We start from the raw sequence: 20,164 nt of genomic DNA, 5'->3' as shown, positions 1-20,164 counted from the left end.
CGAGTGTTTAACTTGTTGCTTTGTTATCGGTCGGTAGAAGCAACAAATGAGATAGGGAGATGAAATCGCTATAATGTCGGGTTAAATGCCCCGGCAATGCTCGCAGCCTCTTATATCAGAGTCTGACGGCACAGGCTGGAAAGGCGGTCAGCTATTCCCGATCGGACGCAGCTGACCAGCCAGGAGCGAAAGCAACCGATAGAGCCGTTGATGAGTAAACAAGATACAGACTTGAACCAGAAAGAAGCCGTGAGCCAAAAAGACTGTGCTCAGCGATTTATATTTGAGAATGCCGACCTTCGTGGAGAGATTGTCTCCCTCAGTAGCAGTCTGACAGAGTCTCTGTCAGCTCACGACTACCCGGTAAATGTTAAGGCATTGTTGGGAGAGCTGGCGGCTGCTGCCGTCCTGCTAAGTTCCACCCTCAAGTTTGAAGGTATTCTGAGCCTGCAGGCCAAGGGCGATGGTCCTCTGTCGTTGTTGATGGTTGAGTGTACCGATCAGAAAACCTTTCGTGCCCTGGCGCGCTGGGACGAAGAGAATATCGACAAGCTGACCGCAAAAGGCCTGTCAGGTCTTCTGGGGAATGGTCAGCTGGTAATGACGATTGATCCTCACAAAGGCAATCGTTATCAGGGTATTGTGCCTCTGCATCATGAAACCCTCGCAGAAGGTCTGAATGCTTACTTTAAACAATCCGAACAGCTGTCAACCCGTTTATGGTTGGCCAGTAATGGTGATCAGGGAGCAGGTATTCTGTTGCAGGCTTTGCCAGCCAGTATTGAGCAGGAAGAAGATGAGCGTCAGGAATCCTGGCGGCGTACGGTCATGCTGGTGGATACGGCAACCGAAGCAGAGATGCTCGAGCTGGAACACGAGACTCTTTTGCTCAGACTGTTTCATGAAGAAGAAGTACGGGTTTTCGATCGTCAAGCGGTGACCTTCAGCTGCAACTGTTCACGTCCTCGCAGTGCAAAAATACTGGCCAGTCTGGGTCAGGAAGAAGCTGAGTCCATGGTAGCGGATCTCGGAAAGATCGAGATGGGTTGCCAGTTCTGTAGTCAGACTTATACTTTTACGGTACAGGATGTGGCTGAGATCTTCCGGGGTAATGAACCCAAGACGCACTGAATGGCCTCGCAGCTTTTGCGAATCCTCGTTTCGGCCGGAGAACTTCCGGCCAAATCCTCACTCCATTGAACTCAGACAATCAAACTTTAACAGAGAAACAGGCTATTTAAGCGTTTATCTGAACCAATATATCCCCTATCATAGGTGCCCCTTCATCGGTTATCATAGAATCACAAATGCAAACATAACAACTTTTTTGAAGCTTGGGAGAGCTCTTAATGGCAGAAGTTAGCGCAAATGTTGAGCTGAACAAAGAAGCTCTGGCCAGTCTTGGTATCAGAGACGTGGCGGACATTGTTTACAACCCGTCCTACGAGCTTCTATTTGAAGAGGAGACACGTCCTGAGCTGGAAGGTTATGAGAAAGGCGTGGTAACCGAATTGGGGGCTGTCTCTGTGGACACGGGCATTTTTACTGGCCGTTCCCCTAAAGATAAGTACATAGTAAAAGATGATACGACCCGCGATACTCTGTGGTGGTCTGACCAGGGTAAAAATGACAACAAGGCGATCACCCAAAGCGTCTGGACTGATCTGAAAGGCCTTGTTACCCAGCAGTTATCCGGCAAGCGTCTGTTCGTGATCGACGGTTTCTGTGGTGCCAACGAGGAAACCCGCCTGAGTGTTCGTTTCATCACTGAAGTAGCCTGGCAGGCACACTTCGTTAAAAACATGTTTATTCGTCCTTCACAAGGTGAGCTGGAAGGTTTCGAACCTGACTTCGTAGTCATGAATGGTGCCAGGTGCACCAATCCAAACTGGCAGGAGCAGGGCCTGAACTCTGAGAACTTCGTAGCCTTTAACCTGACTGAGCGGGTTCAGATTATCGGTGGTACCTGGTACGGTGGCGAGATGAAAAAAGGTATGTTCTCCATTATGAACTACCTGCTGCCACTTAAAGGTATGGCTTCCATGCACTGCTCAGCAAATGTTGGTAAAGACGGCGATGTTGCAATATTCTTCGGCCTGTCCGGTACCGGTAAAACCACCCTGTCTGCCGATCCAAAGCGGGCGTTGGTAGGTGATGATGAGCATGGCTGGGATGACGATGGAGTCTTCAATTTTGAAGGCGGTTGCTATGCCAAGACCATCAATCTGAGTAAGGAAAATGAGCCAGACATTTTCAATGCTATTCGTCGTGATGCGCTGCTTGAGAATGTGACGGTCCTTGAAGACGGTACGATTGATTTTGCTGATGGTTCCAAGACGGAAAACACTCGTGTCTCCTATCCGATTGAACACATTGAAAACATTGTTAAACCTGTCTCAAAAGCAGGTCATGCGAGCAAAGTGATCTTCCTGACGGCTGATGCGTTCGGTGTGCTGCCTCCGGTATCCAGACTGACACCAGAGCAGACCAAGTATCATTTCCTGTCTGGTTTTACAGCCAAGCTGGCCGGTACTGAACGTGGCATTACTGAGCCAACGCCAACCTTTTCTGCGTGCTTTGGGGCAGCTTTTCTAACCCTGCATCCGACCCGATACGCTCAAGAGCTGGTTAAAAAGATGGAAGCTAATGGTGCCAAGGCTTATCTGGTTAACACCGGTTGGAATGGCACTGGCAAACGTATCTCCATCAAGGCTACCCGTGCCATCATCGATGCCATCATTGATGGCAGCATTGATGAAGCAGAAACAGTGACAGTTCCTTACTTTGGTCTGCAAGTTCCAACTCAGGTTGAAGGGGTGGAAGATGGCATCCTGAATCCTCAGGATACCTATGAAAACAAGGCGGATTGGGATAATAAGGCCCGTGATCTTGCTGATCGCTTTATCACCAACTTTAACAAGTTTACTGATACCGACGAGGGCAAGGCTCTGATCGCCGCTGGCCCGTCACTGGACTGATGCAAATAAAAACTGTCGTTCAATAGCTGTTGTAAATGCTATTGTCCGGCAGTCTTTTTATGTTCGCAGTTTTTCCACAAAAGGAAAACAGCCCGGTGCTATCCGTTATTTTACCTTTCGGAATCATCAATTGGCCGACTATTGGTGAAAGACAGTGATAAGGTAATTAACCTTTCTCAGGCTCATGAGTCTGGCGATAAGTACCTGGCCAGTTGGTTTCGCATATTCTGGCGAGTGGATTTTTTCATCCTTCAAGGCGCAACGACGGGCGCGTAGCCATAGCTACGCAACCAGAGTTGTAACGCAGAAGGATGGAAAAAGCCGCCGTTCAGAAAATGCGAAACCAACTGGTTAGGTACTTAAAGCCATAATCAAAAAACAAGATTTACCCCGATCTTGTAATAATTTCATTCATTTACTGGCAATTTGATGATTTAGTGCCATCCTGTTGATCTGCTTTTAGTGCAATCTGAGAGAAGCGATGTTTTAACATCAGTGGTATGAATATGCTCTGGATGTAGTTTCTCGATATCTATTGCATGTTGTTTACACAAGTCAGGCTACAAGTAATGTTTGCATTGCTTAGCGCGTTTTACTGAGCTTGTAAAAATTTAATATGGTCATTAACTGATAGAGTTTTGTTTTATGTTAAAAAAAAGAACTTTGTCTAACGTCGTCCATTTTCTTGTATTGCTTCTTGTTTCTTTAATATCGGCAGCAGGCCACTGTGATGAGACTTATCACATGTTTTCCCAGCCTTATGCCCCCCCGTTGATCCATGAGCTGAGGCCACTCCCACCCAATGTTTTGAGCATGATGCTTAATTTTCATGGAATACAGGGCAAGAGTGTAGTGTCGGTGGATTTATCTGGCCATGAGCCTTCAATAAGCTATGAAAAGTTCATGCGCTGGGTAGATACATTTTTCTTATCCGGCCGCTTCAAGGATTATTCCTGGATAGTCAGGCCAGTGACTGATGGGGCTGGCACATCAAAAGAGTCATCAGAGACTGTGCCCAGCAATAGTAATGAGGTGGAAAATGGTGGCCATTCAGAAACACAGCAGTCAGCAGCAGATCCAGACACTCAGCAGTCAGCAGCAGATCCAGACACTCAGCAGTCAGCAGCGGATTCGGGCACTCAGCAGATAGCAGCAGATTCAGACACTCAACAGCCAACAACGGAAAATGAGTCTGTTGTAGACGAAGCTCCTGTTGCTAAGAGAAAAAACGTCAGCAAGCGACGTAACAAAAAAGCGGTTAAAAATTCAGCTAACACTCCCGAGGTTGAGTTGAGGCTACAGGCACTCAAAGTTGAGGCAGCTTTTCTGGGAATAACGTGGGAAGAGGTTACCACAGATCATATACCTGAAAATTGTCCTTTGATCGTATGGATGATAATGCATGAAGTTGATGATGCACTAAGGTCTATCCCGAGCTCTGACGAATCCAATGAGGACTTCTCCGAAATGCTGGCAAAGTTCGACCCGGCATTAGAGCTGGTATTGAGAGCAATGTTGGAGGTAACTGAAGGCAGCAGAATAGCAAAACTCGCCAAGCTCTGGATCAAACATGGGCTCATAAAAAACAACAATCATTTGGATGTTGAAAGTTGGCTGCTCAAGGAAAAAGATTTGTCTTATTTTAACTTTGAAATTGAGGATGTATCTCTGTTTTACGAAAATCGTTTAAGATCATGGGGAAAGGACTACATGATTCACAACGGGGTAACATCTAAACAATTGTATGCTAATAAGTTGAACAAAAAAGATTTCCGTTCGCAGGTATTATGGAACCTTCTTTTTCACTTTAGCGAAATAGAAGGATACATAGAGAATAAATCCCTAGCTGAATTTAAAGTGTTCGAGAACACTATCCTGTCTGTTTTAGATGATTTATTCCGTGAGACCAACAATATGAAGCACACTGAATTGGCTCTGATGGTATTATGGCTCGACATGGAAATTGACAGATGCGATATCGATTTTAATTGGAGGGATAAACTCTGTGAACTCAGGATAGACAGAAGTAGTGCTGCAGGCTTGAAGCGTCGGCAAAAAAAATCACTATCCAGCCATGCTGCCAAAAAGCGTAAATCAGAGGATGATGATAAAGATAAAGGAGAGGCAAAACGCAAGCGTTCTAAAGACACGGATGAAAACCCTGTTTCAACCAAGTCAGGGCGTAAAGTCGTTGTTCCAGTGCGATTCAAGGAATAGATTTGCACAGAAGTTAAGGCTGCCTCTTTCACAAACAGACAAAGAAGGATTAAGATAACGCTGGTCGTTTTATCACTAACTTCAGCAAGTCTACTGATACCAAAGAAGGCAAGGTCCTGTACGCTGAAGACCTGACGCTGGACTGATGTAAAAAACTGTCGTTCAATAGGTGCTTTGGTGAGCAGTTGTCCGGCAGTTTTTTGCCGGGAGCTTTTGTACAGCAAGGAAGGTCCACAGAAAGGAAGACAACTCGCTGCCATCCGTTATAATTCGCCTTTTCGATAAATTCAAAGCTAACAATTGAGTGGGTTTTATGGAGATCATCTTTCAGCGTATTGCTGAAGAGCTGAACGTTCGTCCTGCGCAGGTCACCAGTGCTGTTGCGCTGCTGGATGATGGCGCTACAGTCCCTTTTATTGCCCGTTACCGTAAAGAGGCTACTGGTGCTCTTGATGATACCCAACTGCGTACGCTGGAAGAGCGTCTGAGGTATCTTCGTGAGCTTGAGGAGCGTCGTGAAACGGTTCTGAACAGTATTCGGGATCAGGAAAAACTGACGCCTGAACTGGAAAAGGATATTCGTGCTGCGGACACTAAAACCCGCCTTGAAGATCTTTATCTTCCTTACAAACCGAAGCGCCGTACTAAAGGTCAGATCGCCATTGAAGCCGGTCTGGAGCCACTGGCTGATCGATTGTTCAACGAGCCGGATACTGGTCCGGAAGCAGCCGCCGCTGATTTCGTAGATGCTGATAAAGGCGTTGCTGACAGCAAGGCGGCACTGGAAGGCGCACGCTACATTCTAATGGAAAGGTTCAGTGAAGACGCCGAGCTGCTGGGTAAACTCAGGGATATGCTATGGAGCCAGGGCGTTCTTTCCAGCCGTGGTGTTGAGGGTAAGGAAGAAGAGGGAGCAAAATTCCGGGATTACTTTGAGCACGATGAGCCGATCAAACAGGTTCCTTCTCATCGCGCCCTGGCTATTTTTCGTGGCCGCAATGAAGGTGTGCTCCAGTCTGGCATTCGTCTCGAGAATGAACCTGAGTCGCGCCTGGAAACACATCCCTGCGAAAAAGTCATTGCTGATCACTGGAATATTTCAGATCAGGGCAGAGCGGCTGACAAGTGGCTTAAAGATGTCGTGCGCTGGACCTGGAGAGTTAAGCTCCTTACTCAGCTTGAAACCGATTTGATGACCCGTGTCCGTGAAAGTGCAGAGGAAGAAGCGATCAAGGTGTTTGCCAAGAACCTTAAAGATCTGCTTTTGGCAGCCCCTGCAGGTCTGCGCCCAACCCTGGGTCTTGATCCGGGTTTGCGTACGGGTGTCAAAGTGGCTGTCGTCGACGCTACGGGCAAACTGGTAGAACACACCACCATCTTCCCTCATGCTCCTCAGCGCCAATGGAAAGAAGCTCTGGGAACTCTGGCCACTCTCTGTCTGACACACGGTGTTGAGCTGGTCAGTATTGGCAACGGCACAGCATCCCGTGAAACGGATCGTCTCGTTGCTGAGCTGATGAGAGCTTATCCAAAACTGGGGTTGACGAAAATTGTCGTCAGTGAAGCCGGGGCGTCGGTTTATTCTGCTTCTGAACTGGCAGCTCGTGAATTTCCTGACCTGGATGTTTCTATCCGTGGTGCAGTGTCTATTGCCCGTCGTCTGCAAGACCCACTGGCTGAGCTGGTTAAGATTGAACCTAAAGCGATTGGTGTGGGCCAGTATCAGCACGATGTCAGTCAGACTCAGCTGTCACGCTCTCTGGAAGCAGTCGTTGAAGACTGTGTAAACGCTGTCGGCGTTGATGTAAATACAGCTTCCAGTGCTTTGCTGACCCGTGTGTCCGGTTTGAATAGAACGCTGGCAGATAACATCGTTGCTTTCCGTGACCAGAACGGCGTGTTTTCCGATCGTGAAGCGCTCAAGAAAGTAGGTCGTTTTGGTCCCAAAGCCTTTGAACAGGCAGCAGGTTTCCTGCGCGTCATGAACGGTGAAAACCCACTGGATGCTTCAGCGGTTCACCCTGAGTCTTATCCTGTTGTGGAGAAGATTGCCCGTCAGTCTGAGCGTGCAGTGCATGGCCTGATTGGCGATTCCCTGTTCCTGAGGTCTCTGGATCCCAAAACATTTACGGATGAAAGCTTTGGTCTGCCCACCGTGACCGACATTATTTCTGAACTGGATAAGCCGGGACGTGACCCCCGCCCGGAATTCAAGGCGCCAGAATTCCAGGAAGGCGTTGAAAAAATCAGTGACCTGAAGCTGAACATGGAGCTGGAAGGCGTTGTCACCAATGTAACCAACTTTGGTGCCTTTGTTGATGTCGGTGTTCATCAGGACGGTCTGGTTCATATTTCTGCGCTGTCCGATAAGTTTGTAAAAGATCCCGCTGAAGTGGTTAAGGCCGGTGATATCGTCAAGGTGAAAGTCATGGAAGTAGACGTCCAGCGCAAGCGCATTGGACTCTCTATGCGCATGAATGACAAGGCGGAAGAAGTGACTCAGGCCAGTCGGCAACCTCGTGGTGAACGTTCCGGTGGCACAAAGCCTCAGAGTCGTGGTAGCAAAAGAAACAACCATCAGGCTAAAAAAGAGCAGTCCGCCGGGTCTTTTGCTGACCTTTTTGCCAATGCTAAAAAGCTGAGAAAGTAAATAGGCAACAGGAGCAGCCCCCAGGAGGCTGCTCAAGGTCTCGAAGGTTTCGCGGTCATTCGATGGGTGCAAGGCCGATTCTAACGTTATATAGTCCGCCCTAAGAAATGATTACCGCCTTCTGCAATGCTCGCAGGCTCCTAGGCGACCCCTTAGCGAGGACGGCAGAGTGTTGATCTCGAAAAAACGCATCTGGATTGGAATTGTATTTTGACTAGCCAGTATGAGTGTCGTCTGCAACTACTACAGCAGTCGTCCAACCAAAACCTGCTCAGTGGTATACAACACGGAATCGAACGTGAAGGCTTGCGGGTATCGGCTGATGCACGTTTGTCGCAGTTTTCTCATCCGGAAGTGCTGGGTAAGACCCTGACGCACCCCTATATTACGACTGACTACTCTGAAGCTTTGCTGGAGTTCATCACTCCGGTCTACTGCAAGGTGGAAGATGTTATGAAATTTCTGGAAGAGCTGCATAGCTACACCTGCAAAAACCTTGATGGCGAATTGCTCTGGGCGGGCAGTATGCCAGCTCTGCTGGAAGGTGAGCAGAGCATTCCTATTGCCCGTTATGGTGACTCCAATTCAGGCAAAATGAAGACGATCTACCGTGAAGGGCTGGCGCATCGATATGGCAAGGCGATGCAGACTATTGCCGGCATTCATTATAACTTTTCCTTGCCAGAATCATTCTGGCAGTTGTTGTCTGATGCTGAATCTTCAGATCGTTCTCTGGAAGATTTCCAGTCAGAATCCTATTTGGCAATGATCAGAAACTTTCGTCGTTATTCCTGGCTGCTGATGTATCTTTTCGGCGCTTCGCCCGCTGTCAGCAAGAGTTTTTTTACTCAGGAAAAAGCCTTCGAGTCGCTGGCACAGCTGGATGAAGACACCTTGTATTTACCCTGGGCAACTTCTTTGAGAATGAGTGATCTTGGCTATACCAATAATGCCCAGTCATCCTTGAGTATTTGTTACAACACTCTGGGAGAGTATGTTTCCAGTCTTGCTAAAGCCATTAAAACGCCCTATCAGCCTTATGAAGAAATCGGACTCAAAAATGGTGATCGTTATCTACAGCTGAATACTAACCTGCTCCAGATTGAGAACGAATATTACAGCAACATTCGACCCAAGCGAATTGCCAAACGGGGTGAGAAGCCTCTGACCGCATTGTCGAACTATGGTGTTGAATACATTGAAGTGCGCTGCATGGACATCAATCCCATGGAGCCACTGGGTTTGTCTTCGGCTGATGCTGCTTTTCTGGATGTGTTCCTGGTGTTTGTCGCATTGATAGACAGTCCTGAAATTGATCATGCAGAGTGTCAGAGGGTGACTGAGAACTTTGCCCTGACGGTTTCAGAAGGAAGACGTCCCGGACTGAAGTTAAATGATGAGCAGGGTCCGGTCCCTCTGACTGACTGGGGATTGTGTTTAATCGACATGATGGTGCCCGTTGCCCAGATGCTGGATAAGGCAAATGAGTCTCATCTCTTCTCGGAATCTCTGGCTCAACAGAGAGCGAAGCTGCTGAATGCTGAGAATACACCTTCAGCCAGAATCTTGCAGGCACTGAAAAACAGCGGAGACAGTTATATTGATTGGATGCTCAAGCAGTCTGAAGCACACGCCCGCTATTTCAGTCAGCAAAATATTCAGCCTGAAAGGTTGGAGTATTTTGGGCGCATAGCCGCCGAATCAAGGGAGCATCAGGAGCGATTGAAAGCTTCTGATACGACGCATTTTGATGAGTTTCTGAAACGTTATTTTGAATCTGAATGATTCGTAATTTTTTGAAAAACCGGATCTGGTGAGTAAGCAAATGACCATCAGATCCCATCATATTCTCTCACGAACAGGGCTTTTTTCTGACCAGAAAAAGCTTTCTTACCTAGGTAAAAGTTGTTTTTTGCTGGTTACTTCTATTTTGTTTTACCGTGAAAAAATTTTCACCCGTGAGGGAGACAAAAAACTGTTTCAGCTGCTCATGGCTGATTTACGCGATCGATCAAGCTCTGTTTTTTGAATCGCTCTGGAACTCACCGAACGGGAGTCAGAATCCCATTTTTTTGACTGCTTTATTAAATAATTTTTTTGAATCAAGGCAGGCCCTTTTATCTTTTATAGAATTAAAAAACCCTAAAAACCCTGAAAAAAACGACTTTTGGTGCGATCGTACAAATATAATCAAGATCGAAATTGACTGTAAATTGAAATTACCTCTTGCCGCAAAAAATCCACTGTCATAACCTAGCAACTGAGTCGCCGTTTCCAAGCAGCCTGTCGGACTTAAGACTGTCCTACTGCGGTTGCAATAAATTGGTCTAAAAATCTCTGTTTCTTCGTCAAATAGCTCGCTATTCTCCTCAGAAACAGAGATTTTTATCCTCAATTTCTTGCAATCCTCGCTACGGACGCTTAAGTCCGACAGGCTGCAAGGGGCGAGAAAGTGATCCCGTTTCAAGTAGATGAGATCCAAACGAAGAGGAATAGTCATGCTGGAGGGGTGCAAAACGGCCAGAGAACGTTGGGGTGGCGTATCGGAAATCATTGACCGCTGGCTAAACGAGCGGCAAGCGCTGATCGTTCTCTACTGCTCAATCAATGGAGTGAATCAATTTCACGATGATAAAAGACCTGTTGCAAACAAACTGAAAGAAATGTGCCAGATTCTGGTTGATTATGTTTCAGCGGGTCATTTCGAAGTTTACGAACAACTGATTCAGGAAGGTATTGATTTTGACGATGGGGGAGTAGAAATGGCACAGTCCATTTTGCCGAAACTGGAAAAAAATACGCAGGCTTGTCTGGATTTTAATGACGGTTGTGAGTCCCTCAGCAGTGTCATTATGCTGCAGACCCACCTGTCCGAACTGGGTGAAGCTTTAGAAGAACGGTTTTCTCTGGAAGACCAGATGATTGAAGTGCTTCACGAATCCCACAGAGAATTGCTTGCCTCGCAATAATACCGCTGGCAGATAGTCCGAATATCTGCCAGCAGTATTAAGGAAACTGCTCGACCTGCGGTGGTCTGATTACTTCTTTTTCTCTTCTTTTCCCTGCGATTCTTTTTTCACACTCAGCAACTCAACTTTAAAAATCAGCACCTCATTAGGCCCAATCCTTCCGGGAATTCCTCCGGGACCATATGCAAGCTCTGAAGGAATATAAAGCTCCCAGACGGAACCTTCCTGCATCTGTTTCAGACCTTCATTCCAGCCTTTGATGACCTGATTCAGTTTGAACGTTGCCGGTTGGTTTCTGCTGTAAGAACTATCAAAGACTTTGCCATCCAGAAGGCGTCCTTCGTAATGGACAGTCACTTCACTGTTCTCTGCTGGTTTGATGCCTTGACCGTTCTTAATCACTTTGTACTGAAGGCCACTTGCCAGTGTTTTGATACCTGACTTTTTGGCGTTATCTTTCAGGAAAGTCTGACCCCTTTCAAGGTTCTTTTTTGCCTCCTCTGCCAGTTGGGCCTGACGCTTTTTCTCCTGATCTTTACGAGCCTTTTCGATCAGCCTGAACATTTCCTGCTTGTCAAAAGCCAGTGGTTTGTTCTCCAGAGTATCCTCTACTCCCCGGGACAATGCGTCCGCGTTGATGCCCTCAAACTGTTTGAGTTGCTCGGCTAAAATTGCACCCAGACTGTAGCTGAGTTTGTCTGCCTCTGTTTCCAGAGCAGTAACTGATTGCAGGGAAAAGGACATCAGGGCGATGCCAGCAAGCACTTTTAGTCTCATGAAGTTTCTCTATTTATTTTTAAAGTGCAGCTCTTCCTGACTTTGCAGTTATTGTTGTCATGTTCCGGTCAAGCTGCACTTCCGGCTCATGGCTATTTGTGTTAGCTCGACTCACGAAGGGTCAGATTTTTTTTTGGTACAAGTGTTTCTCTATCTTTCTGCAAACACAGAGAGATAGCAAGTGTTATGGAACATTACTTTTACAAAAAGGCCTTAAATTAAAGGGTTAAATGACTTTCGCCGATGATAAAACGAAAGACGACAAGTTTTTTTTGAAGGAAAAAAAATAATTTTATATAAAAAAATGCATAAAAAAATTTGCAGTCGTGTGATAAGCACTCTATTTTCTAATTAAAACTGGATATAAATTATTCAGCTTTTATATAGAAGTACTTCTAAAGGCAATGACGAGGGATGACCAAATGCCTGTAGCTAAAAGGAAACCAGCCGCCAAGAAGGCTGTAAAAAAACCAGCCGCTAAAAAAACTGTGGCAAAAAAGCCAGCAGCTAAAAAACCAGTCGTTAAAAAAACTGCAGCGAAAAAAACCACTCGCAAGGTAGATCCGGTTAAGAAACTGGAAAAAGAAATTGAAGCACTCAAGAAGAAATTGGATAAGGCTAAGGAGTCTTTGAAGAAAGCAAAGACAAAAGCCAAAGCTGACGCCAAGAAAAAAGCTCCGGCTAAAAAGGCTGCTGCTAAAAAGAAAACGGTAGCGAAAAAAACCACTGCCAAGAAAAAGGCCCCAGCTCGTAAAGCAGCTGCCAAAAAAACGGTTGCTAAGAAAAAGGCACCGGCTCGTAAAGCAGCAGCCAAGAAGGCTGTAGTTAAGAAAAAAGCCCCAGCTCGCAAGACCGCTGTTAAGGCTCCAGCCAAGAAAAAAGCCAAGAGCTAATCGCTACAGCGGTATATGCAGGAGAGGGAAGCCTCTCCTGCAATAATTCTAAATATCTCTCTCCCTCTCGCCATCTGTCTGCGAGTACTTCTTTGTGGCAATGATTCCGTTGCCACTTTTTTGGAAATAACCTGACCCGAATTTTGACCTCGAATTGCCTGACCACTCTGCATGATATTAACGTCTCGTTGTATAGAAATCCCTGTATCCGCAGTGGTTTGATATTCCCGTAGGAATGCCAGTGAAACAGTGTTTATAATGCGCGCCATGATTAATTTGAACTCAGTCAGTTTATTGCGCTCTGGCAAGGTTTTGCTGGAAGAAACCAGTGCAATAATTCATCACGGCCAGCATGTTGGGCTGGTAGGAGCCAATGGGTGTGGCAAGTCGAGTCTGCTGGCCCTAATTATGGGAAACCTGCAAGCGGACAAGGGCGATGTCAGTATCGACACCGGTCGCGGGATTGCTCACATGGCTCAGGAGGTTCTGGCTCTGGACCAGAGAGCCGTCGATTATGTGTTGGATGGAGATGAGACACTTCGGAAAATAGAAAAAGCCATTGAGCGTGCCGAACGAGACGAAGAGCACGGCAATCTTGCTGAACTTCACGAAAAGCTGCTTCAGGCAGATGGCTATACGGCGCGTTCTCGCGCTGAACAATTGCTCCATGGTCTTGGATTTTCCCATGAACAAATTGAGCGTAGCGTAAAAGATTTCTCTGGTGGTTGGAGAATGAGATTGAATCTGGCTCGTACCCTCATGTGTCCTTCAGACTTACTGTTCCTTGATGAGCCAACCAACCACCTTGACCTGGATGCCATTGTCTGGCTGGAAAGTTTCCTTAAACGTTATCAGGGCACACTGATTATTATCTCTCACGACCGTGATTTTCTGGATGCAGTGATTGATATCACCCTTCATATCGAGCATCAGAAACTGAATACCTATCGTGGCAATTATTCTGCTTTTGAACGCATGCGTTCTGAACGTCTTCAGCAACAGCAGGCTGCTTTTGAAAAGCAACAAAAGCAGCGTGCTCACATGGAGAAGTTTGTTGAACGGTTTCGTGCCAAAGCGACCAAGGCCAAACAGGCACAGAGTCGCTTGAAAGCGCTGGCCAGGCTGGAAAAAATAGCACCGGCTCATGTCGATTCGCCTTTCAGCTTCAGCTTTCCTGATCCTGAAAAAATATCTTCACCGCTGTTGACCCTGGAAAAAGCCGAACTGGGTTATGAAGGCAGCACACTTATCAAACTGAAAATGAATATCCTGCCTGGCAGTCGCATCGGTTTGTTGGGGGCTAATGGCGCGGGTAAGTCAACCCTGATCAGGACACTGGCAGGAGAGTTACCCCTGGTAGCTGGCCAGAGGCATGATGGAGAGCACCTGAGAGTGGGATACTTCGCCCAGCATCAATTGGAAAAGCTGGATGCCGATGCCAGCCCATTGCTTCATTTACAACGAATGTCGCCTGAGGCGCGGGAACAAGAGTTGAGAAACTTTCTGGGTGGCTTTGGTTTTCATGGTGACAAGGCCCTGGAAACGATTGCAGGCTTTTCTGGCGGTGAACAGGCGAGGCTGGCATTGGCAATAGTAGCCTGGCAAAAGCCTAACCTGTTATTGCTTGATGAACCGACCAACCATCTTGATCTTGAGATGCGTCATGCCCTGACTATGGCTCTACAGACGTTCGAAGGAGCCGTGATACTGGTGTCGCACGATCGTAGTCTCCTGCGCAGTACTACAGATGATCTTTTTCTGGTTCATGATGGCCGGGTTGAAGCTTTTCAAGGTGATCTGGAAGATTACAGCCTCTGGTTGACTCAGCAGCGCCAAGAAGATAAATCAGAAACCCTTTCTGAAACGGTTCAATTGGCGCACTCTGCACAAGCCCGCAAAGAGCAGAAGCGTCTTGAGGCAGAACGTCGCAAACAACTCAGGCCGCTGAAAAAGAAAGTGGAGTTTCTGGAGCAAAAACTGGAGAAGCAACAATCTATGCTGGCGGATTTGGAGTCTGAACTGGCCAGTCCGGAACTCTATGAAAGTTCAGAAAAAGAGCGTTTGAAATCTTTGTTGGATCAGCAGGCTCAATACAAAAAAACGATTGCACAAATCGAAGAAGATTGGATGGAAACGCTGGAGCAACTGGAAGCAATGGAAAGTGAGTAGGCATCTTTTGCCGCCTGATAATCATCAGGCGGCATAATCAGGGAATATCATACAGAGGAGTAGGAGTTTTCAGAGATCGATCGTAGTCTTTCTCGCAACCCTTTTTGCCTGGCGCAAAATGGGCAGGGACTCCATTCCGGAAAAGCGGGTCATGAATCTGAAGTATGACCTTATTATGCTTGCTCGTATGCCACTTCTTCAGCTTCGTCGGATACACTGTCCAGTTTGCCCAGCAAACTACCCACCCTTTCGCTCCAGGAGCTCAGTTCCTGTTTGAGATGAGTGTTTTCATCTTCCAGACGGGTATTGGTTGAACGCAATTCCTCTAGCTCCATTCGAGTGAGTTCAAGTTTGTCGATCAGGTTCTGAAGTTTGTTTTCAAGTTGGCCTAAGGATTCAATGGACATAATTGTTACTTTTTCACCAGGAATAGTTCGGACGAAATCAGCTTGTCTGTAACCAACAGCCGCCAGCCTGTTCTTTAAGCAGCAGTCCGGCAGGCACCTGTGCAAGTTAAGGGTGGTTTTTGCACTGGCTCTACGATAGCACATACTTCTGGCTAAGTTCAGATAAGTTACTTATATGCAGGCTATACTTGCGAAGTAATTACAAAAGATTGCGAGTGATAGGGGAATGTTTATGACTCTGTTCTGAATTGAATCTATCGCTTCTGAAATGCTTTAAAAACGACGATCATTTTATAATGCCCGGGCAGTCTGCTACCGACATACCAATCGTCTCTTCAAATTCTTTTCCAAAGAGGCTTTTGCGACAGCCTCTAAAGTCGGGACAGCAGGGACGTGTTCGCGGTAATTGAGACCTTGGCGTGGTCCGGTGGAGTTTTAATGACGCCAGTTAGAAATTTTGATGCTTTTCAGAGTTGCACAGGACAGCCAAGTGGGTCCTGTGCGATGAGGTGAGATGCCTCAAGGAGTTTTGCATGAGCGAAACTGCACTACCTGACGCAACCATTGTCTCTGTTCTCAATGTCGAAGACGAGGCCATGAGGGCCTTTTACATCTCCCTGACCTGTAATCAGAGTGTTGACGAATACATTCATGATCAGCATCTTTACTTTTCTTCACGTCAGGTAGAAGGTGTTTTTCTGAGTCATCTGCTGGCTTTGACGGAATTGGCCCTGGATCGCTGCTTTCTGCTCACTCGATGACGGCAATGAGTATTTTCAGGTTGAACTGTCTCTTGTGATACCGGGCTTGCGTACTGACAACTACCCACCAAATAGATACACTTCCCAGCTGCGAATGTAAATGCAGATCGTGCTTCCGGGCTGACTGAGGTCAGTCTGATGTTCGTGCGTACCTGAGGACAATTCGCAAAAAGCACCATGAGCAAAAGAACCGTTTTTCATCACTTGATGTGCTGGAAAGTGTTTCACGGTAACAAGTGATAGATAAGTAACTATGCCAGAAACTATTCCCCCTGACTCGGTGGGCCTGGTCGAACCCGAAACGGTTCATTTTGATCAGCCCCTTCAGTTAAGTTGTGGCCAGACCCTGAACGAATATGACCTGGTAATTGAAACCTACGGTGAGCTGAATACCGAAAAGAGTAATGGTATTTTGATCTGCCATGCGCTCAGTGGCCATCATCATGCAGCCGGTTACCACAGCATGGAAGATCGCAAGCCTGGCTGGTGGGATAACTTTGTTGGACCGGGTAAGCCTCTGGATACCCGGCATTTCTTTGTTGTCAGTCTGAACAATCTCGGGGGCTGTCATGGCAGTACAGGCCCAACCAGTATCAACCCGCAAACCGGCAAACTTTACGGCTCTGATTTTCCCATAGTAACCGTAGAAGACTGGGTCGAGAGTCAGGCCAGACTGGCAGATCATCTGGGTATTCGACAATGGGCTGCCGTTGTGGGTGGCAGCCTTGGCGGTATGCAGACGCTTTACTGGTCTACGGCTTATCCTGAACGACTGCGTCATGCTGTTGTTATTGCTTCTGCACCGAAACTGTCGGCACAGAATATTGCTTTTAATGAAGTGGCTCGTCAGGCCATTCGCTCCGATGAAAACTTTCGGGATGGCCAATATCTTGAAGAAGGAACCCTGCCCAAGAACGGACTGGGACTGGCCAGGATGGTAGGCCACATTACCTACCTGTCGGATGACGCCATGGGACAAAAGTTTGGGCGTGAACTCAAGAATGAAGAGTACAGTTTCGACTATGGTGTTCAGTTCCAGGTAGAGAGTTATCTTCGCTATCAGGGAGAAAATTTCTCTGGCAGCTTTGATGCCAACACCTATCTATTGATGACCCGGGCTCTGGATTATTTTGATCCGGCCCGGAAGTTTAATGATGATCTTGCACAGGCTTTGTCTCCGGCTAAAGCACGCTTTTTGCTGGTTTCATTCACTACCGACTGGCGATTCTCCCCGGAGCGTTCCAGAGAGATCACCGATGCGCTTCTCAAGGCGGGCAAGCAGGTTTCTTACCTGGAAGTGGATGCCCCCCAGGGCCATGATGCTTTCCTGATGAACATTCCCCGATACGTGAATGCCGTTTCAGGCTATATGAAACGAGTCGCTGACGAATGCAAGGAGACTGCCGTATGAGTACCCGTGTTGATTTTGCCATCATCAGTGACTGGATTGGCCAGGGCAGTCGGATTCTTGATCTGGCCTGTGGTGAGGGGGCTCTGCTGGCGGATCTGGGGAGAAACAAGCAGGTCAGGGGTTATGGACTGGAGATTAATCCACAGAATATCCAGAATTGTATTCAAAACGGCGTCAATGTTCTTGAGCAAAACATTGACCAGGGTTTGGGCAATTTTGGCGATCAAAGCTTTGATACCGTGGTGATGACTCAAGCTCTGCAGGCTCTGCAGTTTCCTCATCTGGCACTGGATGAAATGCTTAGAGTGGGTCGGGAATGCATTGTCACCTTCCCGAACTTTGGTCACTGGCGTTGCCGCTGGCATCTGGCTACCAAGGGCAGAATGCCGGTATCCAAATTTATGCCTTATACCTGGTATGACACGCCTAATATACACTTTTGCACGTTTAAGGATTTTGAAGATCTTTGTCGTCAGAAAAAGCTGAAGATCATCAATCGTATGGTAACCGATAGCGCCAACAGGGGAGGCTGGAGAACCCGCCTGCTGCCCAATCTGATGGGAGAAGTGGCTATCTATCATCTGACTCGAGGAGAGTGAAGTCATGGCTTGTGTAAGGCTGCTTAGTTTACTGTTGGCGCTTGCCGTTTTTTCAGGAGCCCATGCTGCCGGGGTGCCTGAAGCCCGTGTCATGAATGACAAACCGGCTCGATTTGGCGATTATGAAGTCTATTACAGTGCCTTCCCCAGCACCTTTATTCAGCCGGGCATAGCCAAAACGTATGATCTGGAGCGCGGCCCAAAAAATGGTCTGGTCAATATGGTTATCAGAAACGTCAGGGACAGCGACGAAGGCAAGGCGGTAAAAGCCTCTTTTGATGGTAATGCCGCCAACCTTCTGGGTCAGCAGTCAGCTCTGAAATTCAAGGAAATAAAAGAAGGTGATGCCATCTATTACCTGGCAGGTTTCCGGTTCAGTAATGAAGAAATGCTAAAATTCACCATCAAAGTACACCCTGAAGGTTCCAGTCAGAGTCATACCATTCAGTTCAGCCAGAAATTTTACGAGGGCGGCCAGTGAGTTCGTTGGTAAAAAAAGAGCCAAAAAAAGTGGTATTGGCCAGTGGTAACCAGGGCAAGCTGAGGGAGCTTCAGCAGATGCTCTCGGGGCTCGACTTTGAAGTCTTGGCTCAAAGTGAGTTCGGTATAGATTCTGTTGAGGAAACAGGGCTGACTTTTATAGAAAATGCCTTGATCAAGGCCAGAAATGCAGCAAAAATCTCAGGTCTTGCAGCTATTGCTGATGACTCCGGAATTGAAGTGGATGCCCTGAATGGCCAGCCAGGTATTTACTCGGCACGATTTGCCGGTGACGATGCCACCGACAAAGCCAACAATCAGAAGCTTTTGCAGAGCCTGGACGGATTACCCAAAGAGCGAAGAACCGCTCGTTTTCACAGCGTGCTGGTCTATATGCGTCATGCCGAAGACCCTACCCCTGTGATCTGTCACGGAAGCTGGGAAGGCTACATTCTGGAGTCGCCTGCAGGCAATCAGGGTTTTGGTTATGATCCGCTTTTTTATGTACCTGATTACAACTGCGCAGCGGCTGAACTCAGTCGGGAACAGAAAAACAGTATCAGCCATCGGGCCAAAGCCATGGCACAGCTTCTGGCGCAGTTAAAAGAAGGCTCCTGATAGACGACTTTTTTTCTTTATGCGGCCGGTGATGTTATCTGGCTGCTTTAATCACCTGACCTGATTCTCGATATGCTCGAACTCCCTCCATTGAGTCTTTATGTTCACATCCCCTGGTGTGTCAAAAAATGCCCCTATTGCGACTTCAACTCCCATGCACTCAGTGATGGTATTCCTGAAGAAGCTTATGTCGACGCCTTGTTGGAAGACTTTGACAGCGAAGTGAGTTCTCTCCAGGGGAGAGCCCTGCATACGATTTTCTTTGGTGGCGGTACTCCCAGTTTGATGTCTGCCAAAGGCTTTGATCGTTTTCTCTCTGAGCTGGAAAAGCGAATCCGTTTCTCGCCGGGTATTGAAATCACCATGGAAGCCAACCCCGGCACCTATGAGCATGATCGGTTCAAAGATTATCGAAAAGCCGGTATCAACCGATTGTCATTAGGGGTTCAGAGTTTTCAGGATGAAAAGCTCAAGGTGCTGGGCCGTATTCACAGTTCGGAAGAAGCACGCAAAGCGATTGAGTCCCTCAGGGGGATGGGCTTTGATAACTTCAATATTGATCTGATGCACGGACTGCCCGGGCAAAGCATTCAGGATGGCCTGTCAGATCTGGAAAAAGCCATTGCACTGGAACCGACTCATATTTCCTGGTACCAGCTCACCATTGAACCCAATACGGTTTTCTATTCAAAAACGCCCATCCTGCCAGAGGATGATACCCTCTGGTCGATCCAGGAAGAAGGGTGGGATTTACTGGCAGAGGCGGGCTATCAGCAGTATGAAATTTCGGCCTACAGCCGACCCGGCAAGCAGGCAAAACATAATCTGAACTATTGGCAGTTTGGTGACTATATCGGTATTGGTGCAGGGGCCCATGGCAAGATCACCCAGCGGGAGACGGGCAGGATTTATCGAAACTGGAAAACCAGGATGCCTTCCGATTATCTGGCAATGGACAAACCCTTTGAATCGGGCAGCAGGATATTGGGTAGGGATGATCTGCCGATTGAGTTTATGATGAATGTTCTGCGTCTTAACCAGGGGGTTGATCACTCATTGTTTGTGCAGAGAACCGGAATGGCACTTTCTGACATAGACGTTCAATGTCAGCTGGCGATTGAAAAAGGTTTGCTGGAGCAGGATCGACTACAGCCAACAAAGCAGGGGCGACTCTTTCTGAATGATCTGTTGGCTTTGTTTACGGATGGGTGATTTTCTCGCTCAGGTAGCGACTG

17 protein-coding genes are annotated in these 20,164 nt (G+C 47.3%); 15 read left to right on the top strand and 2 right to left on the bottom strand.

Going from position 1 to position 20,164, the window contains the following annotated elements:
* Nucleotides 1-210: 210 nt before the first annotated feature.
* From hslO to rsd, 7 genes are all read left to right on the top strand, one after another.
* On the top strand, nucleotides 211-1,131 hold the full coding sequence (hslO, locus tag ACOJUO_RS05920; RefSeq protein ID WP_422139228.1) for an Hsp33 family molecular chaperone HslO: 921 nt from the start codon (nucleotides 211-213) through the stop codon (nucleotides 1,129-1,131).
* Nucleotides 1,132-1,376: 245 nt separating this feature from the next.
* Nucleotides 1,377-2,978, top strand: coding sequence for a phosphoenolpyruvate carboxykinase (ATP) (pckA, locus tag ACOJUO_RS05915; RefSeq protein ID WP_422137045.1), 1,602 nt, complete (start codon nucleotides 1,377-1,379; stop codon nucleotides 2,976-2,978).
* Nucleotides 2,979-4,010: 1,032 nt separating this feature from the next.
* Nucleotides 4,011-5,195, top strand: a complete 1,185-nt coding sequence (locus ACOJUO_RS05910) for a hypothetical protein (RefSeq protein WP_422139227.1) — start codon at nucleotides 4,011-4,013, stop codon at nucleotides 5,193-5,195.
* A gap of 313 nt (nucleotides 5,196-5,508) precedes the next feature.
* A complete protein-coding gene (locus ACOJUO_RS05905; RefSeq protein WP_422139226.1) occupies nucleotides 5,509-7,845 on the top strand; it encodes a Tex family protein in 2,337 nt (778 codons plus the stop codon).
* A gap of 210 nt (nucleotides 7,846-8,055) precedes the next feature.
* Complete coding sequence (gene gshA / locus ACOJUO_RS05900; RefSeq protein WP_422135804.1) at nucleotides 8,056-9,630, top strand: glutamate--cysteine ligase; 1,575 nt, start codon at nucleotides 8,056-8,058, stop codon at nucleotides 9,628-9,630.
* A gap of 40 nt (nucleotides 9,631-9,670) precedes the next feature.
* On the top strand, nucleotides 9,671-9,874 hold the full coding sequence (locus tag ACOJUO_RS05895; RefSeq protein ID WP_422139225.1) for a hypothetical protein: 204 nt from the start codon (nucleotides 9,671-9,673) through the stop codon (nucleotides 9,872-9,874).
* 469 nt (nucleotides 9,875-10,343) lie between these two features.
* A complete protein-coding gene (gene rsd, locus ACOJUO_RS05890) occupies nucleotides 10,344-10,814 on the top strand; it encodes a sigma D regulator (protein ID WP_422135803.1) in 471 nt (156 codons plus the stop codon).
* Nucleotides 10,815-10,883: 69 nt separating this feature from the next.
* On the opposite strand, the gene ACOJUO_RS05885 is transcribed toward rsd, so the two are convergent.
* Nucleotides 10,884-11,591: an FKBP-type peptidyl-prolyl cis-trans isomerase gene (locus ACOJUO_RS05885; protein ID WP_422139224.1), complete on the bottom strand. Its 708-nt coding sequence runs from the start codon at nucleotides 11,589-11,591 to the stop codon at nucleotides 10,884-10,886.
* Nucleotides 11,592-12,013: 422 nt separating this feature from the next.
* On the opposite strand from ACOJUO_RS05885, the gene ACOJUO_RS05880 reads away from it, so the two are divergent.
* Together ACOJUO_RS05880 and ACOJUO_RS05875 are read left to right on the top strand one after the other, a co-directional pair.
* Nucleotides 12,014-12,484, top strand: coding sequence for a hypothetical protein (locus ACOJUO_RS05880; protein WP_422135801.1), 471 nt, complete (start codon nucleotides 12,014-12,016; stop codon nucleotides 12,482-12,484).
* A 267-nt stretch (nucleotides 12,485-12,751) separates the two neighbouring features.
* Nucleotides 12,752-14,653 (top strand): ATP-binding cassette domain-containing protein, encoded by a 1,902-nt coding sequence (locus ACOJUO_RS05875; protein ID WP_422139223.1) that lies wholly within the window; start codon nucleotides 12,752-12,754, stop codon nucleotides 14,651-14,653.
* A gap of 173 nt (nucleotides 14,654-14,826) precedes the next feature.
* Here the strand turns inward: ACOJUO_RS05875 and ACOJUO_RS05870 are convergent, their stop codons facing one another.
* On the bottom strand, nucleotides 14,827-15,060 hold the full coding sequence (locus ACOJUO_RS05870) for a cell division protein ZapB (protein WP_317144590.1): 234 nt from the start codon (nucleotides 15,058-15,060) through the stop codon (nucleotides 14,827-14,829).
* A gap of 533 nt (nucleotides 15,061-15,593) precedes the next feature.
* On the opposite strand from ACOJUO_RS05870, the gene ACOJUO_RS05865 reads away from it, so the two are divergent.
* The 6 genes from ACOJUO_RS05865 (at nucleotide 15,594) to hemW (ending at nucleotide 20,141) form a co-directional block, all read left to right on the top strand.
* The gene (locus ACOJUO_RS05865; RefSeq protein ID WP_317144591.1) at nucleotides 15,594-15,821 is read left to right on the top strand and encodes a hypothetical protein; all 228 of its coding nucleotides are present in this window, start codon (nucleotides 15,594-15,596) and stop codon (nucleotides 15,819-15,821) included.
* Nucleotides 15,822-16,074: 253 nt separating this feature from the next.
* Entirely contained in the window at nucleotides 16,075-17,232 is a 1,158-nt protein-coding gene (metX, locus tag ACOJUO_RS05860) for a homoserine O-succinyltransferase MetX (RefSeq protein WP_422135799.1), read from the top strand.
* The gene (metW, locus tag ACOJUO_RS05855; RefSeq protein ID WP_422135798.1) at nucleotides 17,229-17,831 is read left to right on the top strand and encodes a methionine biosynthesis protein MetW; all 603 of its coding nucleotides are present in this window, start codon (nucleotides 17,229-17,231) and stop codon (nucleotides 17,829-17,831) included. Before metX ends, metW begins: the two co-directional genes overlap by 4 nt.
* A 4-nt stretch (nucleotides 17,832-17,835) precedes the next feature.
* Entirely contained in the window at nucleotides 17,836-18,312 is a 477-nt protein-coding gene (locus tag ACOJUO_RS05850) for a DUF4426 domain-containing protein (RefSeq protein WP_422139222.1), read from the top strand.
* Nucleotides 18,309-18,929 carry an XTP/dITP diphosphatase gene (locus ACOJUO_RS05845; protein ID WP_422139221.1) on the top strand — a complete coding sequence of 207 codons (621 nt, stop codon included), beginning with the start codon at nucleotides 18,309-18,311 and terminating at the stop codon, nucleotides 18,927-18,929. The genes ACOJUO_RS05850 and ACOJUO_RS05845 overlap by 4 nt, the downstream gene beginning before the upstream one ends.
* Before the next feature lie 72 nt (nucleotides 18,930-19,001).
* Nucleotides 19,002-20,141: a radical SAM family heme chaperone HemW gene (gene hemW, locus ACOJUO_RS05840; protein WP_422139220.1), complete on the top strand. Its 1,140-nt coding sequence runs from the start codon at nucleotides 19,002-19,004 to the stop codon at nucleotides 20,139-20,141.
* Nucleotides 20,142-20,164 lie beyond the last annotated feature (23 nt).

Source organism: Endozoicomonas sp. ALC020, assembly GCF_049275935.1.
Taxonomy (GTDB): Bacteria; Pseudomonadota; Gammaproteobacteria; order Pseudomonadales; family Endozoicomonadaceae; genus Endozoicomonas_A.
This window is presented reverse-complemented; position numbering and strand designations above follow the sequence as displayed.